Consider the following 15,210-nt stretch of genomic DNA (forward strand, 5'->3'; position numbering starts at 1 on the left):
AATGATCGCTTCCGGTTCTCACAAGCCGTGGGAGAAACACCACTCGGTCGAGTTGGAGTACAGCTCCATGGCCGAGTTACGCGCCGCGTTAGCCGAGCTGACGTAAGCGTCACTCGGCAGGCGGCCGGCCCTCGGTAAGCACGTCGAGGACGCCGGTCGCCACGGCCGGGGCACCGAAGAGCACCGCCGGGTCGTTGGTGAGCCAGACGGCGATGTAGGTCTTGCCCTTCGGCGGCGCGAGAGCTGAGAACGTCAAGCCCCATCGGGCTTCCTGCGTGCGCGAGAACTGGGCGTCCTCGGTTTCGGAGACTTCGGCACGCCGCAGGTAGGGCCGGTTGCTGTAGGTCTCCTCTTCGGACACCACATCGGTCCAGTACACACAGAGCGCGCGAACGTCGCTCTTGGGAATCGAGCTGATCTCCGCCCGGTAGTTCCTCGGTGCGGTAGTTCCCACGGCGGCGAACTTCATACCGCCGAAAAAGACGGAGAGGACTTCGCCTTCGTTTCCTGGAACACCGATGCCACGGTGAGTTCCTGGGACTTGTAGATGTAGCGGGCCGGGGTGAGTTGCTGCCAGTGCTCGGTTCCTTCCTTCTCCACCTTGCGTGCCAGCGTGGTGCCGTCCGGCGTGGATAGACCCAATCCGGTCCAGGGGCCTCCAGCGGGCTAGTTGCGTCAGCCGGCTCGTGCGTGTCCGACGGAGCTAGCGACACCTCACCGGTTCCGGGCACGCGGACCAGTGCGCTATTCATGGTCATTTTTGCATTCCACTCTAATGGAAGACCTCTTGCACAAGACAAACTATTTTGTTGATGCTATACAATATTGCCCATGCCCGATTTCGCCTGGCGCGGAGAAAATAAAGACGAACTGATAGTCGACGGGATCGGTTATCAAGCAGGAGGGAGCTGCCAAAACTTTGAACTAGACATCCCACTAAGCAAAGTTGGAAGCATGACCCTGGAGTCCCTCTATAATTTACTGATTCTGCACGCACCCTACCGAGACGGTTCGCTTCATACCATGGACATGGAACGCTTCTGTATCGTCGATTTTCACGAAGACGGTCGAGTCGGTGCCGAAATATCAGTAAACAACCCTGTTTACTTCAAGCAGAACGCGGTTGAGTCACTGGCGGGATTCATCCTGGTCAAGATCGGCGCAGTCGTCGATTCGACCACGCTAGTGCTCGAATACGATCATCCGCCTAGCTGGTCATTCAATTTGTCACTGAACGATCACTCTGTAACCCTATTCGAACTTCACGCATGCATCGATACTTTGCATGCAGAGCTGACGCCGCTTGATTCGAACCCAGGGGAATTGAAGGCACGATCGAGAGGTTCAAAGTCATTTGTCTGGACCGCGCTCATTCAAGGCGAAGAAGGCAGCATCATCGGCCAGACAGAGAAATCTTGGCTCGAATTTAAATCGCGGCTGTCGCTTGAAAATGAGGCAGACAAGGTGGAGTTTGCACAGGATATCGCACGCTTCGCAAACTCCGAGACTGGTGGAATCTTAGCCTTTGGTTACCGCACTAAACGCCTCGACGGCATCGATCGCGTTGTCAAGCAGTCGCCATTCATTGCCGCCGACGGTATAGAATCGCGACTTCGCTCCATTATCGACCAGAGGGTCTACCCTCCAGTTCGCGGACTTGAGATAGTTCGAACATCAATGGACGACGAGAAGATTTGCCTTACCATCTTAGTGCCGTCTCAAGTCGAGTCAGACAAGCCATTCCTTGTTCATGGCGCCGTGATAGCTGGAAGATCTGAAGGAGTATTCTTCTCGATTATCCGGAGACGTGGTGAAGGATCAATACCAATAACTGCGCGCGAGGTTCACGCACTTCTCGCAGCCGGGTATGCCATTGCCCGCGAAGGGAGGAGAGTCGCTGAGTTCGAGTTGTGAAGCTACTTAGGTCGACTGGAGGTTCGGGCGTAAGCGGTCAAGCTGACTGTTGCCACTGGTTCCGCAGTAAAGGCGTCGACACCAGCGATCGGTGCGGTGATGGGTTCGCCGTGCATCAGCCCCCGCTCTGCTGCGGAGTGCACACCAGGCCCAACGCGATCCCGGCAAGCCGTTTAGCGGTATGGGCGTCGCGGTGCCAGCAGGTCAGCCGGATCACGGCACGTTGCACGGCGGGCCAGTCCCAGCTGTGTCCGTCCTCGGCCACCAAGAGCCACGGTAGTGACGGCGGACCTCCGTCGTGGCCGCGGCCGGTCTCAGTCGAGACTTTCACGCCTGCGGCGGCCGGATCCGTCGCGGCGGAGAGCAAGCTGCGCAGCAGCCGGACAACCGTCTCGGCGACGTCGCGCGGGATCGGCGGGAGCTGGCTCACACGTCGCCAGGATCGAGGCCGGTCACCCACCTGAAGCCCGTTGGCCTCGGCCGCGCGTTTGAGCAGCCCGTAGCGTGCTTCCATGCCGACCCCAGCCGGATGCCGGACCGCGACGGTGGCTGAGGTTCGATCGGTGGCGGTCTCGGTGATGACTTCGACGGGAAGCGCTTCTGCGCTGGCGACGCGGTGGCCCTGCGCGTGGGCTGTGTCGGCGACCCGTTGCGCGGCGGCGTGCACGGCTTCGGCGACTTCCAGTGAGTTCAGCAGTTCCCGCGCGCCGTCCGAGTCGATCGTGACGCCGAAGATGCTGGGCAGTGCCACGGGTCAGCCCTCCGTGTGGGTCAAGACGGTTTCGTAGTGGAGGAACCCGGGTCGGGGCTCGAACTTGGCGGGCTCTCCTTCCACCGTGAAGGTTCGGCCGTCGTGAGTGATGCGCTCGCGCGCGTGGATTGGCTCAGCGGTCAGCAGCCACCACCCGCCGGTGACCGCGACTCGTCCTGGTGACGGTTCGGTGCCGCCGGTGCGGGCGTTGTCGCGCGGCAGCAGAAGGCCGGCCACCGGCCGCCGTGGCGCGTCGGGTCCGTAGTCCAGTGCCGGGGTCGGGTTGTCGTAGGCGTCGGGGACTTCGCGGGGGCTGATGACGGTGAGCTGGTGAGGCAGGTTCAGGGCGGTGGCTCCTCCCATGGCATCGGTTCGGCCGGCTGGCCGTCCGGTCCGAGGACCGGCAGCGTGTACGGTCCGCCGTCGTCGGGTTCGGCCGCGTAGGGGTGCGGACCGACCACAAGGTCCTGCGGCGGGCCAGCCGCCGCAGGACCTTGTGGTCGTGCTCGGTGAGGTAGACACCCGAGGTGGCGTCGTCGCCGTAGCGGTAGGTGTACTGGCCTGCGGTTTCGGAGCTGTAGCCCTCGGGGTTGCGCACTGCCCGGCCCGCCGCCTGGCACACGATGGTGACGACGGCGGACGGGACGGTCGGGGTGAGCAGCGCGGGCGGCAGCTCGGCGCGCACCAGGTTCGACGCGTCGACCAGCGCGGTCAGGGCGCGCGCTTCGGCGTCTGGGCCGGTGACGTTGACCCCTGGCCGGGCTTTGAGCTGCGCGAGAGTCGCCAGGGGTTCCGGCTCCGCGGCTTCGGTCACGCGGCGGGTGCGGTGGTGAACCGGACGCGTTTGACCGAGCCGTCGGTGGTGGTGCTGACCCCTGCCAGGGTCGAGACGACGGAGCGGTCCTGCTGGTAGCCGGGGTCGTAGTCGCGGACCAGTCGCATGGCGAATCCGCCATAGGTCGTGGCCTGGCCGAACGTCGCTCCGGCCGGTACTTCCAGTGCTCGGGTCACCAGCGGGAACGCCGTTGTGTGGTAGGCGACGCCGGAACCGTCGGCCAGGTAGTTGCTCGGCAGGACGGTGAACCCGTACAGGCGGCCGATGATCGCGTCGCGCAGTGCCTGCGGCGAGCCGGACGCGTCCACCGGGACCAGTCGTTTCTGCGGGTCGTTGAGCAGCATCGATTCCAGCTCCGACGACACGGCGAACCAGCGCTGGTCGAACGGAACGCCGGCTTTGTTCAGCATTGCGCGGGCGCGAATCAGCTGGGTGTGCAGGTCGGTGCCGTCAGCTTCCACGGTGACGGTCGAGGTCAGGGCGTTCATTTGCCCGGCGACCATGCTTTCCACGCCGATGGCCACGCTCTTGGCCTGCGGAGTGGCGACCTGTTTGGTGAAGTCCTTGACCTGCAAGGTCAGCAGCTCGTCGGGGAGGTTGATGCCCTTGTACAGGTAGGTATCCAGCTTGACGTCTACCGACTTTTCCTCGGCGTCGTCGATCACGATGGGTTTGTTCTCGGACCGGTTGAACGTGCGGGCCGGGCCGACGACGGGGTCCGTCCGGACGGTGACGGTGACGCCCTGCTTGCCGGTGAAGTCGGCTTCGGCGTCGCGCCACGCGGTACCGGCCAGCACGGTCTGCTGGGTCAGGGCCGCGATCGAGGCGGACGCGATCTGCTTGGGCGTGAGGAATTTATTGGGCATAGGCGGGTGCGGTTCTACTGAGGTGGATGGGCGGGCGGGAACGGGATGGGGTTACTTGCCCCAGACCAGGCGGCTGATCTGCTCGGGTGTGTCCTCGACCGGTTCGGCCGGAGCGCTGGCCGCCGGGCGCAGTGCGCCCACCGGCGGACGTCCGGTCGCGGTCGGCGGAGGCGGTGCGGCGGCTGCGACCAGCGCGGAGATGACCCCGGCCAGCTCGGCGGCGTCGGCCGTCAGCTCGTCGGTGGTCGTGCCGTTGAGCCGGGAGGCGAGCGCGTCCGGCAGCTGTGCCGTCCGGACGACGGTCAGCCGGGCGAGTTCGAGTTCCGCGGCTTCGGCGCGCTGCTTCGAGGCTTCGGCCTGCTCGGTCATCTGCTCGGCCTGCTCGCGCAACGTCGTCAGTTCCGCAGGCTCGGGTGCCGGGGTCGGCTGCTGGGCAACTGGCGGTGCCGGAGCCGCGACTGCGGCGGGGTCGGCGGCGGGCTGGGCTGGCTCGGCCGCAGGGGCGGGCCATGCCGTTCTGGTTCCAGTGCGACCAGCCCAGCGGCTCGTCGGCCTGATCGTCGCCGAGCGCGCGGTAGCCGTCCACGAACAGGTTCTGCGCGAGGAGTTGCATCAGCAGGCGGCACCAGTTAGTCCGGGGCCGGTCGATTAACCACCGGTAAGCCCGCCGTGCCGAGCGCGGCGCGAACGGCAGATCGTGCTCGCCTTGGACGTAGCGGTGAATACGGTTGTTGCGGGCCTGGTCTGGCCAAATGGTCTCAATCCGGTGAGCGATATCGGTCGCCTCGGCGGGCGACAGCTTTTGACAAGGTAGATCCTCCAATGCCTCAGATGACTGAGGTCCGCACATCTAACGGGTGATTTTCCCGCAACTGATTTTTGCTGATATTTTCGCGAGCAATTTCCTGCATATGTGCGAGTTTCGCTCAATTTCGCATATCAATTACCGATTTCCTGCGATCTATCCCGATGTCGTTGTGTCACCCTGCTCATTGATGCAGGATTCGTCACGGCAGGCGAAACCACGCAGAGAGGTTCGAAACTTGGCTCTCATTGGGCTAATCACAGGCTATTTTCTTGCCGCCCTAGTGCTGGGTGCGGGAGCGGCAGCGATCTATCGCGGTCGCGACCTCGTGCACGTTCTTCTGGTAGCGGGATTGCTGCTGCTCACCTTGCTGGTGGTCATGAGCGGTGATGCAACGATGCTCCGAGCCTTGGCCGAAATGGCGCAACGCCTAACCGGCGGGTTGCGGCAAGGCTGATGGCCACAGGGATGCAACTGTCACGTGAAGACACGGAGCTTGTCGGCGCGTTTCTGTCCGCGCTTGGCCCATTCCGGCGAGGCGAGCACCAGGCGGCGGACGTGCCGCGCACCGATAAGGCACACGGCGAGGTCGATCTTGTGGGGCGAGTCCCGCGACTCTTTCCGGATGAGCACGCCGTAACGGGTCGGCTGGCGGCGGGCGTTGAGCACGTGCCGGGTGAGGCGGGAGTCTCCGTCGTGGGTCAGGGCCTTCTGCTTGATCTCCGCCAGCGTCCGTTCCACGGCCGGGACGAACTCCGGCACCTTGGCGCGCATGTCGAACGCGACGGCCGAGCGGCTGCGCCCCGGGGTCGCGTCGATCAGCAGCCGATCTCCGAACTCGAACGCCCAGGCGTCGACGTAGGACTCGAACCCGCGGACGTCGGCGAAGAACCCGACCACGTCGAACCGGTCGAAGGCGGTGCGCACCGCCAGGTCGGCGGCCGCCCGGTCGACTTCCCAGCCGGCACCGGCGGGGCCTTCAGGTTTCTCCTGACAGTGCAGGACGGCGGCGTGCCCGTCGGACATCCGCACGGCTACCAGGCCGGTGGCGTCGTCGTTCTTGCTGCCGTCAAAGAACATGGCCACCGTGTCGCCGTCGAGCAGCGGGGGCCGGTCGGGGTCGTGGCAGGCCGTCCATTCCGGTGCGGTGGTCCACGCGGTGGCGGCCGAGGAGCGCTGGTTGAAGAAGTACCGGCGGGATTCCTCCGGTGCTTTGGTGAGGTCCCAGAACTCGTTCTCGACGATGCCGGGCAGGTCCATCCAGTCCGCGGCCGGTCCGTAGACCTCCCGCAGGGCCGCCACCATGGCGTCCAGGTCGGTCAGGTCGACGTCGGCGGGGGCTTCGCGGTGGTCCCACAGCAGCCGCGCGGAGCGGGTGCGCCCTTCGCGGATGGCTTTCGCCTGCCGGTCGAGCGCTTCGAGGATCGAGTCTTCCCCGGCCTGGTACATCGTGGACGTCAGCAGCCCCCACGGCTGAGCGGTTTTGCGCTTGCGCAGGTTGCGGTCCACCGTCTTGAACATCCGCCGCAGCTCGGGCGTGATGTACAGGTGCGGCTCATCGAAAATCGCCAGCGATTCCTTGCCGCCGTCCTTCGCTGAGGAGCTGGCGGTGGACGGGACGATTTCGCCGCCGCCGGGCAGCAGGACGCGGGTCAGTCCGGCGGCGTCCTTCGGCAGGTCTTCGCCGAGCGGGCCTTCGGTGAGGTTGAAGTGAATGACGTCGTAGGTGTTGCCGGTCTGGCTCTCTTCCGTTGCCAGACAACGGATGTAGGGGTACGTGAGCGGCTGGCCCATGGGTTCGCCGGGCTCGTAGGTGTAGGTGAAGTCGTGCCATCGGTAGGTCTCGCCGCCGGTGGCCCACCCGGCGAAACGGCACGGGCCGAACGCCTCGAACAGGCCGACGAACCCCGCGATCTCCGACTTGGCGCGGCCTTTCGCACGCGAGAGCACGGCCCGGCTGTACAGGCGTCGGCCGTGGCCGTCGAGGGCGTAGGCGTCGACCAGGAACCCGGCGAACTCGTCGTCAAGGTCGACCTCGTCGCCCTGGACGTCGCCGGGGCCGTGCACGGTGAAGTGCTCGACCCAGGCCGAGCCGAGCCAGCCCAGGGAGCGGGCGCGGTCGTGGCCGGGTGCATAGACCAGCTCACGCGTCACCGGACAGCCTCCGGCGGCGCTCGTCGAGCCGGGTCACCGCGGCCGCGTCCGGGGTCGGCGGGGCGTCGGTGTCGCCGCCGGGGGTGGTGTAGCGGATGCGCAGTTTCAGCCGGTCCTCGTGGGTGAGGCCGAGTTTTGCCGCGCGCAGCCGCAGCTCGGCGGCGCGGTTGGCTTCTCCGCGCCAGAACGCGTCGACCAGCACGGCGGTTTCCATCGCGAACCGCCAGTCGGTGTCAGTCCACAATCGGCAGTGCGGCATGTGCCGGACCGCGTCCCACCACGCGAGGGTTTCCGGGTGCCATTTCTTGCGGCCGTTGGGCGGCAGCTCCGGCGAGTCGCCGTCGAACGGGACCGCCTCGACGGTGGTCCAGTCGTAAGCCTTGGGGTTGCGGTTGCGCGAGTTGGCCGAGGGCGGCCGTCCGGTGATCGCCACGGCTCACCCCCTCGGGTCAGGCGGCGACCGGGTACGGCTTCGCCAGCGGGGCGACCTGGCGGCGCATCGCGCGGTCGAGCGGGTACAGGTAGCGGTGCTTCACTGCGGCATCGGCGACGCGGCGCACGTGCGGGTCCACGGTGCGCCGCACGAATTCCTCGGCGGTCTCGCCCGCCGGCCTTTGGACTGCCAGGTGGCGCAGCGTCCGGCCGTGCACGAGCTGCCCGTGAACGATGTAGGAGACGTTCGCGGTGCTGGTGGTGCCGGTGTAGATCCAGTTCCCGGCCTGGTAGATCCCGCCTCGGTGGCCTTGGGCGGTGTCGGCGTAGGACACGATCAGCCGCAGGCCGGGGCAGGCGGCGCGGAGCTGGCGCAGGCTGGCCGCGACCATCTGAGTCACAGGGTGCTCGTGTGGGCGCAGCGCGATCCGCAGCAGCTCCACGCACTCGGTCTGGTCCAGGCCGTAGGGGCTGCCGAGCGCTGCCGTGGCGGATCGGCCGAACATGACGACTCCGGAGAACTCGCCATGTTCCCGGACTCCGAAGGGAGCGACTTTGCTGCGCGGCATCTTCTGTGAGTAGTGCCAGCGCAGCACGGCGTACTGCGCGGCGTGCCACGAGCAGGGGGCGACCAGCAGCGGGACGTCCGGGTCAGCGTGCGGTCCGCCCGGCGGAGGCAGCTCCGCGGCACCGGCGGGCAAGCGTGTGAGCAGAGAGCTGGTCGAGGCGGGGACCGCTGGAGAGCGGGCGGAAGTCGGGTTCGCGGGCATCCTTGGTCCGGGGACGGGTGGGGTGGCGGGCAGGGCGCGTCACCTCCTGGGCTAGAGACAACGAGCAAGTGCGAGCTGCGGAACCTGCCTTGCAGCGGCAGATGAACCAGCCTGGTTGTGAGCGACCGCGCTTTACACACTGAACAGCAGGGCATCACCTGCGCATATACAGAGCGGGCGCGATGCGATAGTTGGGCGTTTTACGGATTACCGACAAGCTGGCCGAGCCTCTGACCTGCGGTCCGGAGAGTTGCCGGATGACTCCCCGCTACTTTGCCTTGACAAGCGCCGTCCGGGGGAGTGAGCTTCTTTTGGCCTCTTCGAGCATGGACCTTGATCTTCAAGGAGAGGTAGGTCCGTGTCGGTGGGTGTGTGGCTCGCGGTTATCGCGTGCATCGTGGCCTTGGCGGGCCTCGGGCTCGTACTCGTATCTGTTGTGCTTCTCAAGCTCGACGCGCGCATGTGCTTTCGTCAGATCAAAGTCGACGCTCGGGCGGGCCGATGGTTCAGCCTCGCGATCCAAGTTGCGCGAGAGCCCCATGGTGAAGCTGCGTCCCAGCCGGGCGACCCGGCCGAACAGCTCGTTCGCAAGGCAGCCGTCATCCCGGCCCCTGATTCCGCAAATCGCCTGCCTCCGCCGTGGCGGCAAGATCCGTAACCGGCGAGGATCTTGATGTGGGCCGCGGCAATCGCCGGAGTTTCGTACAGACCGCGAGGTGCTATCCCTAACCGGTGCGGCCTCCGGGGCGGCGAGGGGCCATACCCCCCAAGGGGTGGCGGTGCGTGACGAGTGGCGGCTGTTGCGCGTGGTCGAGCTGGTCACGGCCTCATCGTGAGCAATCGGCTCGGCCTTGCGAGTCAGCGGTCGAGCGGACGCGGCGAGTTTGGGCTCGTCAAGCGCGCTGACTTGCAAGAACTCCGAGATTCGGTTTGGGAGCGTCAGTCTGAATTCGACTTTCCCGCCTTGACAAGCACCCCCGAACCGTCAGCACAATCAAACTTCGGGGGCCCCACGCAACCCATCAACCGGCAATGTCGCCCGCCAGGGCGACGAGCCGAAACACCCCCCGAAACAGGTGCGCCCCACCACTCCGCCGAGCGTCCCCGCGCACCTCCGGCAATACTCGAACCGTGACCAGCCCAACCCTCCACTTCCTAGGCCACGCGACCACCCGCGTGGAACTAGCCGGCCAGGTCGCCCTCACCGACCCAGTCCTCACCCGCTGGATCGGCCCCCTGACCCGAGTAGTCCCGAAACCGGACGTCTCAGCCTGGACCGGAGCGGACCTAGTCCTCATCTCCCACCTCCACGGCGACCACCTCCACCTCCCCTCCCTGAAACTCCTGGGCAAGGCCACGAGAATCGTCGTCCCCAGAGGCGCCGGCTCCTGGCTGGCCAAACAGGGCTTCACCGAGGTGGAAGAACTCTCCCCAGGCCAAACCATCACCTCCGGCGACCTGCGCATCACCGCCACGACCGCGGTCCACTCCGGCCACCGCTGGGGCCCCCGCCTCACCCACGGGCCGCAAAGCCCCGCCCTGGGCCACCTCCTCGAGGGCGACAACCAGCGGATCTACTCGGCAGGCGACACCGACCTCTTCCCCGGCATGGCCGACCTGGGCCCGGTAGACGTAGCGCTCCTCCCGGTCTGGGGCTGGGGCCCCAACCTCGGCCCCGGCCACCTCACCCCGGAACGAGCCGCCGAAGCCGCCGCCCTGCTGCGGGCCCGAACGGCGGTCCCGGTCCACTGGGGCACCCTCGCCGTCCCCGGCCTGCACCGCACCGCCAAAATGCGCCGGCTCCTCGTGGAACCCCCGCGCACCTTCGCGCACCACGTCCGCCGCAAAGGCCTGGACACCGAGGTCCTGCACACCCGCCCCGGCTCCGACGTCCTGCTCCCTGCCCGCGAGGAGCGCGGGTGAATTGGACAGACCCGTCAGCGATCGGCTACCCGGCGCTGTTCGGCGGAGTACTGCTCGGCTCGGTGATCCCGATCGTGCCGACCGGCGCGCTCGTCGGCGCGGCGGCCGCGGTCGCGATGACCACCGACCACCTCTCGCTCCCGCTGGTCATCCTGCTGGCGGTCGCGGGCGCGTACCTGGGCGACGTGATCACCTTCGCCGTCCCGAGGTTCGGCAGTGAACCGCTGCTGCGCTTCGTCGAACGACGCCAGCAGGCCGAACGCCTCGCGAAGGGCCGCGAGCAGTTCGCGAGGCGCGGCTGGCAGCTCGTGGTGATCGGCCGCCTGGTACCCGCCGGGCGCATCCCCGTGCTGCTCGCCGCGGGCACGCTCGGCTATCCCTGGCGCAAGTTCCTGCCGTCCGGCCTCCTGGCCTGCGTGCTGTGGGCGGTGGCGTACTCGCTGCTGGGCATCCTCAGCGGCGGCATCTTCGACTCGCCGCTGATCGCGACGCTGCTCGCCACCGCGCTGGTGCTGCTGGTGACCGTGCTGACCACGCTGATCTCCAAGAAACGGGCGGCCCATCAGACGGGAGGACACCGATGACGACCCCTGCTCCGGCGAAGGGCCGGTTGTTGCGCGGCGGCCGGGTCGTCGCGCGGGTCCTGCTGGTCTGGGTGGCGGTCACCGGTGCGTTGCGGCTGCTCGACGCGTGGCTCGACGGGTTCACGATGCAGTCGTGGTGGCAGCCGACGGTGTGCGCGCTGCTTCTCGGGCTGCTCGTCTCCGTGGTGTGGCCGCTCGTGGTGCGGGTGGCGTGGCCGATCGCGTACTTCACCCTCGGCGTCGGCACGTACGTCCTGCTCAGCGCCGCCGCGTTGGCGATCCTGCAGGCCGTGCCCGGCGTGGAACTGCATGGCTTCTCGACCGCGGTCGTCATCACCGTCGCGATGTCCGCGGCGGGCGCGGTGATCTCCAGCGTGCTGGCCGTCGACGAGGACGAGATCTTCTTCCGTCGCGCCGCTCGCCGTCGCCGGAAAGCGAAGCACCGCACCGATTTCGCCGATGAACCGCCGGGCGTGGTCTTCCTGCAGATCGACGGGCTCGGCTACGACACTGTCCGCCGCGCCATCCGGGACGGCGACATGCCGACCTTCGCCAAGTGGCTGTCCGAGGGCACGCATTCGCTCACCCGCTGGCACACCGACTGGAGTTCGCAGACCGGTGCGAGCGTCTGCGGGATCCTGCACGGTTCGAACCACGACATCCTCGGTTTCCGCTGGTACGAAAAGGATCGCGACCACGTCATGGCGTGCGCGCACCCGGCCGACGCGGCGGAGATCGAGCGGCGACACAGCGACGGACGAGGCCTGCTGTCGATCGACGGCGCGAGCCACGGCAACCTGTTCTCCGGCGATGCCCCGCACGTCAGCCTGACCATGAGTTCGGTGCCGGTGCTGACGCCGCGCAAGCGTCGCCGGGACCGGGTCGGCGCGGGTTATCGCGCCTACTTCGCCAATCCGGTCAACGTGTTGCGCACCTTCGGCGTCGCGCTCGCCGACGTCGTCCGCGAACTGTCCGCTGCCGCCAAGCAGCGCCGCGCCGGCGTGCTGCCGCGGATCCCGCGCGGCGGCATCTACCCGCTCGCCCGGCCGGGCACGACGGTGATCGCGCGCGACGTCGTGGTCTCCGCGATCATCGGCGACATGCTCGCCGGGCGGCCGGTGGTGTACGCGGATTTCCTCGGCTACGACGAGGTCGCGCACCACTCCGGCATCGAACGGTTCGACACGCTGGAGGTGCTGCGGTCGATCGACCAGCAGTTCGCCCGGCTGCAGCGGGCCGGTCGGCTTTCGCCGCGGAAGTACCACATTGTCGGGCTCTCCGATCACGGGCAAACCCAGGGCCAGGCGTTCGTCGACCGGTTCGGCGAGACCATCGAAGCGCTCATCGGACGGCTCTGCGGCGGCGAACCCGTTGCCGAACAAGGAAAGCGCCGGCAGGCGGAGAGCTGGCAGGTCAACGCGGCACTCGCCGAGGCGAGCGCGAGCGGCGGCCTGATCGCGCGCCGGCTGCGGGCCCGGGTCGAAGGCGCGGAAGGAGCGGAGAACCGGCCGCGCACCGCGACCGGCTCGCCGGGCCAGGTCACGCGGGTGGCGCCCGGGGTCGTCGCGGTGGTGTCCGGGCATCTGGCGATGGTGTCGTTCACCGAGCACGAGGGCCGGGTCGAGCTGGAGACGATCGAACGCGAGTACCCGGATCTGCTGCCGACGCTGGTCGACCACGACGGCGTCGGATTCCTGCTGGTCCGCAGCCGCGAATTCGGTCCGGTGGTGCTGGGCCGGGACGGGTTGAAGCGGCTCGCCACCGGCGTCGTGATCGGCGAGGACCCGCTGGCCGACTACGGTCCGTACGCCGCCGAGCTGGTCCAGCGCGTCGACAGTTTCCCGCACTGTGCGGACATCATGATCAACAGCCGGTACGACCCGGACTCCGACCAGTCCTCGCCGTTCGAACGGCACGTCGGCTCGCACGGCGCGCTCGGCGGACCGCAGCAACGCGGATTCCTGCTGTATCCGCGAGAATTCCCGGCACCCGGCGAACCCGTCGGTGCGGAGGCCGTGCACCGCGTGTTCCGCGACTGGCTTACCTTCCTCGGCCACCCGGAGCCAGGTGCGGCCGCAGAAAAACCCGCTATCGTCACCTCGGAGGCAGTGTCATGAGCAACCCCATCGTCTACGGCGCGAGCTGGTGCCCGGACGTCAAACGCAGCCGTGCGCTGCTCGACGCGAAAGGCGTCGAGTACGACTACGTGGACGTCGAGGCCGACCCCGCCGCCGAAGCCCGCGTACGCCAGCTGCAGGACGGCGCGCGCCGCATCCCGACCATCGTCTTCGCCGACGGCAGCCACCTCGTGGAGCCGAGCGACGACGAGCTGAACGCCCACCTGTCGCGGTGACGCCACTGACCGAACTCCCGCTGGGCACGCGGGTTGTGGTGCGGTACCGGATCGAGGGCGGGTTCACCGACGCCCTTGGTCCGCTGCGTGCCCGCGACGCCGAGACGTGCACCGTCGAGACGAAACGCGGCCTGGTTGTCGTGCCGCTGGCCGCGGTGGTCACGGCGAAGCCGGTGCCACCTCCTCCGCAGCGGAAATCGAGTGGCCCGCCCGAGCAGAATTTGTGACGATCGAGTTATGCGCACTTTCGACGAGTTGGTAGCCGAAGCCGCGTCAGTCTCCGTGGACGGCTGGGATTTCTCCTGGCTCGAAGGCCGGGCCAGCGAGCAGCGGCCGTCCTGGGGCTATCAGCGGTTGCTCGGCGAACGGCTGCGGGACGTCCAGTCCGTTGTGGACATCCAGACCGGCGGCGGCGAAGTGCTGGCGGGAGTGCCGGTCCTGCCGCCGTTGACGGTCGCCACCGAATCGTGGCCGCCGAACATCGAGAAGGCCGCCGCGTTGCTCGAACCGCGTGGGGCGACCGTCGTCGCGGACACCGACGAGCCGCCGCTTCCGTTTCAGGACAACACGTTCGAAATGGTCGTCAGCAGGCATCCGGTCACCGTCTGGTGGGACGAGATCGCGCGCGTGCTCAAGCCGGGCGGGAGTTATCTCTCGCAGCAGGTCGGGCCGTGGAGCGTGTTCGAGCTGGTCGAGTACTTCCTCGGGCCGCAGCCGCCGGAGGTCCGCAACGGCCGGCATCCGGACCACGCGAAGGCAGGGGCGGAGAAGGCCGGGCTCGAGGTGGTGGATTTGCGGTTCGAGGAACTGCGCACGGAGTTCCACGACGTCGGCGCGGTGATTTACTTCCTGCGCAAGGTGATCTGGATGGTCCCGGGGTTCACTGTGGACAAATACCTGCCGCGGCTGCGTGAGCTGCACGAGGAGCTGCAGAAGGGGCCGTTCGTCGCGACGACTACTCGGTACCTGATCGAGGCGCGCAAGCCCTCGTGAGTGGCAATCCCGGTTCTAACCGGGATAACCACTCACGAGACCCGAGCGACAGCCGCCTCGATCCCGTCCGCCAGCACCGCCACGCCGGCCTCGAAACTCAACCGCGCCTCATGCTCCAAATAGGACACCCCGGCCGGCGGCGGCGCACCCTCCGAACCCAGCCGCGCGACGTTCGGATACCGCTGCGCCAGATCCGGGGCCAGCTCGCCGAGCGCTGCCGTCCGCGCATGCCACCAGTCCTCATCGGACAGTCCGGTTTCCTTCAGCGCCAGCCGCGATTCGGCGGCGATCTGCACCGCGCCGCGCACGACGTTGAGCAGCGCGCCCACCAGCCGGCGCACCTGACCGGCGGGCAGGCCGGTCGCGAACAGCACCCGCAGCACCGTTTCCTGCATCCGGAACTCCCCCGGGCCCAGCACCGGCCGCGCGTAGGAAACCTGCAGCAGCCACGGGTGCCGCAGATGGAATTCCCACAGGTCGCCGGCCAGTTCGAGCAAAGCGGGACGCCAGCCGCCGGACAGGTCGTGGTCGGCGCGCAGATCGCCGAACGCCTGGTCGCACATCAAGTCGATCAGCTCGGTTTTGCTCGGCACGTACGTGTACAGCGCCATCGCCGTGCGCCCGAGCCGTTCGCCGACCGCGCGCATCGACAGCGCCGCCATGCCCTCCGCGTCCGCGAGTTCGATGGCCGCGGCCACGATGCGGTCCACGCTCAGCGCGGGTTTCGGCCCCGGCGCGCTGCGCGGTTCGCTGCCCGCGCGCCACAGCAGCTCCATCGAACGGCGGGCGTCGCCCTGCCCCGCGAACACGACCACCGGCGACCCCTTTCC

The 15,210-nt window shown here is 67.5% G+C and carries 18 protein-coding genes; 8 read left to right on the plus strand and 10 right to left on the minus strand.

Features of this window, described 5'->3' with window-relative positions:
* Nucleotides 1-109 precede the first annotated feature (109 nt).
* Both F9C11_RS00225 and F9C11_RS00230 read right to left on the minus strand, forming a co-directional pair.
* Entirely contained in the window at nucleotides 110-454 is a 345-nt protein-coding gene (locus F9C11_RS00225) for a hypothetical protein (RefSeq protein WP_409182941.1), read from the minus strand.
* Nucleotides 455-465: 11 nt separating this feature from the next.
* Nucleotides 466-642 carry a hypothetical protein gene (locus F9C11_RS00230; protein WP_409182942.1) on the minus strand — a complete coding sequence of 59 codons (177 nt, stop codon included), beginning with the start codon at nucleotides 640-642 and terminating at the stop codon, nucleotides 466-468.
* A 189-nt stretch (nucleotides 643-831) separates the two neighbouring features.
* On the opposite strand from F9C11_RS00230, the gene F9C11_RS00235 reads away from it, so the two are divergent.
* Complete coding sequence (locus F9C11_RS00235; protein ID WP_409182943.1) at nucleotides 832-1,914, plus strand: helix-turn-helix domain-containing protein; 1,083 nt, start codon at nucleotides 832-834, stop codon at nucleotides 1,912-1,914.
* A gap of 115 nt (nucleotides 1,915-2,029) precedes the next feature.
* Here F9C11_RS00235 and F9C11_RS00240 read toward each other — a convergent pair whose 3' ends face one another.
* The 4 genes from F9C11_RS00240 to F9C11_RS00255 all read right to left on the minus strand — a co-directional run bounded on the left by F9C11_RS00240 (nucleotide 2,030) and on the right by F9C11_RS00255 (nucleotide 4,735).
* Nucleotides 2,030-2,665 (minus strand): hypothetical protein, encoded by a 636-nt coding sequence (locus F9C11_RS00240; protein ID WP_409182944.1) that lies wholly within the window; start codon nucleotides 2,663-2,665, stop codon nucleotides 2,030-2,032.
* 3 nt (nucleotides 2,666-2,668) lie between these two features.
* Nucleotides 2,669-3,028 carry a hypothetical protein gene (locus tag F9C11_RS00245; protein ID WP_409182945.1) on the minus strand — a complete coding sequence of 120 codons (360 nt, stop codon included), beginning with the start codon at nucleotides 3,026-3,028 and terminating at the stop codon, nucleotides 2,669-2,671.
* Nucleotides 3,029-3,475: 447 nt separating this feature from the next.
* Nucleotides 3,476-4,366, minus strand: coding sequence for a P22 phage major capsid protein family protein (locus tag F9C11_RS00250; protein ID WP_409182946.1), 891 nt, complete (start codon nucleotides 4,364-4,366; stop codon nucleotides 3,476-3,478).
* Between the two features lie 51 nt (nucleotides 4,367-4,417).
* Complete coding sequence (locus F9C11_RS00255; protein ID WP_409182947.1) at nucleotides 4,418-4,735, minus strand: hypothetical protein; 318 nt, start codon at nucleotides 4,733-4,735, stop codon at nucleotides 4,418-4,420.
* A 488-nt stretch (nucleotides 4,736-5,223) separates the two neighbouring features.
* Here F9C11_RS00255 and F9C11_RS00260 point away from each other — a divergent pair, with 488 nt between their 5' ends.
* Nucleotides 5,224-5,628, plus strand: coding sequence for a hypothetical protein (locus F9C11_RS00260; protein ID WP_409182948.1), 405 nt, complete (start codon nucleotides 5,224-5,226; stop codon nucleotides 5,626-5,628).
* A 20-nt stretch (nucleotides 5,629-5,648) separates the two neighbouring features.
* Here the strand turns inward: F9C11_RS00260 and F9C11_RS00265 are convergent, their stop codons facing one another.
* From F9C11_RS00265 to F9C11_RS00275, 3 genes are read right to left on the minus strand one after another with little or no spacing between them, the layout of a single operon-like run.
* A complete protein-coding gene (locus F9C11_RS00265) occupies nucleotides 5,649-7,325 on the minus strand; it encodes a Terminase (RefSeq protein ID WP_409182949.1) in 1,677 nt (558 codons plus the stop codon).
* Complete coding sequence (locus F9C11_RS00270) at nucleotides 7,315-7,758, minus strand: hypothetical protein (protein ID WP_409182950.1); 444 nt, start codon at nucleotides 7,756-7,758, stop codon at nucleotides 7,315-7,317. The genes F9C11_RS00265 and F9C11_RS00270 overlap by 11 nt, the downstream gene beginning before the upstream one ends.
* A gap of 16 nt (nucleotides 7,759-7,774) precedes the next feature.
* On the minus strand, nucleotides 7,775-8,458 hold the full coding sequence (locus F9C11_RS00275) for a hypothetical protein (RefSeq protein ID WP_409182951.1): 684 nt from the start codon (nucleotides 8,456-8,458) through the stop codon (nucleotides 7,775-7,777).
* Between the two features lie 1,200 nt (nucleotides 8,459-9,658).
* Between F9C11_RS00275 and F9C11_RS00280 the strand changes: the two genes are divergently transcribed.
* Genes F9C11_RS00280 through F9C11_RS00305 form a run of 6 tightly spaced genes read left to right on the plus strand, consistent with a single transcriptional unit; the run spans nucleotide 9,659 to nucleotide 14,380 of the window.
* The gene (locus F9C11_RS00280) at nucleotides 9,659-10,450 is read left to right on the plus strand and encodes an MBL fold metallo-hydrolase (RefSeq protein WP_409182952.1); all 792 of its coding nucleotides are present in this window, start codon (nucleotides 9,659-9,661) and stop codon (nucleotides 10,448-10,450) included.
* Nucleotides 10,447-11,034 carry a DedA family protein gene (locus F9C11_RS00285; protein ID WP_409182953.1) on the plus strand — a complete coding sequence of 196 codons (588 nt, stop codon included), beginning with the start codon at nucleotides 10,447-10,449 and terminating at the stop codon, nucleotides 11,032-11,034. Before F9C11_RS00280 ends, F9C11_RS00285 begins: the two co-directional genes overlap by 4 nt.
* On the plus strand, nucleotides 11,031-13,151 hold the full coding sequence (locus F9C11_RS00290) for a phage holin family protein (RefSeq protein WP_409182954.1): 2,121 nt from the start codon (nucleotides 11,031-11,033) through the stop codon (nucleotides 13,149-13,151). The genes F9C11_RS00285 and F9C11_RS00290 overlap by 4 nt, the downstream gene beginning before the upstream one ends.
* Complete coding sequence (locus F9C11_RS00295; RefSeq protein ID WP_037361625.1) at nucleotides 13,148-13,387, plus strand: glutaredoxin domain-containing protein; 240 nt, start codon at nucleotides 13,148-13,150, stop codon at nucleotides 13,385-13,387. Before F9C11_RS00290 ends, F9C11_RS00295 begins: the two co-directional genes overlap by 4 nt.
* On the plus strand, nucleotides 13,384-13,614 hold the full coding sequence (locus F9C11_RS00300) for a ferrous iron transport protein A (protein ID WP_409182955.1): 231 nt from the start codon (nucleotides 13,384-13,386) through the stop codon (nucleotides 13,612-13,614). Before F9C11_RS00295 ends, F9C11_RS00300 begins: the two co-directional genes overlap by 4 nt.
* Before the next feature lie 10 nt (nucleotides 13,615-13,624).
* Entirely contained in the window at nucleotides 13,625-14,380 is a 756-nt protein-coding gene (locus tag F9C11_RS00305; RefSeq protein ID WP_409182956.1) for a methyltransferase domain-containing protein, read from the plus strand.
* Between the two features lie 32 nt (nucleotides 14,381-14,412).
* Here the strand turns inward: F9C11_RS00305 and F9C11_RS00310 are convergent, their stop codons facing one another.
* Nucleotides 14,413-15,195 (minus strand): TetR/AcrR family transcriptional regulator, encoded by a 783-nt coding sequence (locus F9C11_RS00310; protein WP_409182957.1) that lies wholly within the window; start codon nucleotides 15,193-15,195, stop codon nucleotides 14,413-14,415.
* Between the last annotated feature and the right edge of the window lie 15 nt (nucleotides 15,196-15,210).

The sequence above is a fragment of the Amycolatopsis sp. VS8301801F10 genome (assembly GCF_046195355.1).
Taxonomy (GTDB): Bacteria; Actinomycetota; Actinomycetes; order Mycobacteriales; family Pseudonocardiaceae; genus Amycolatopsis.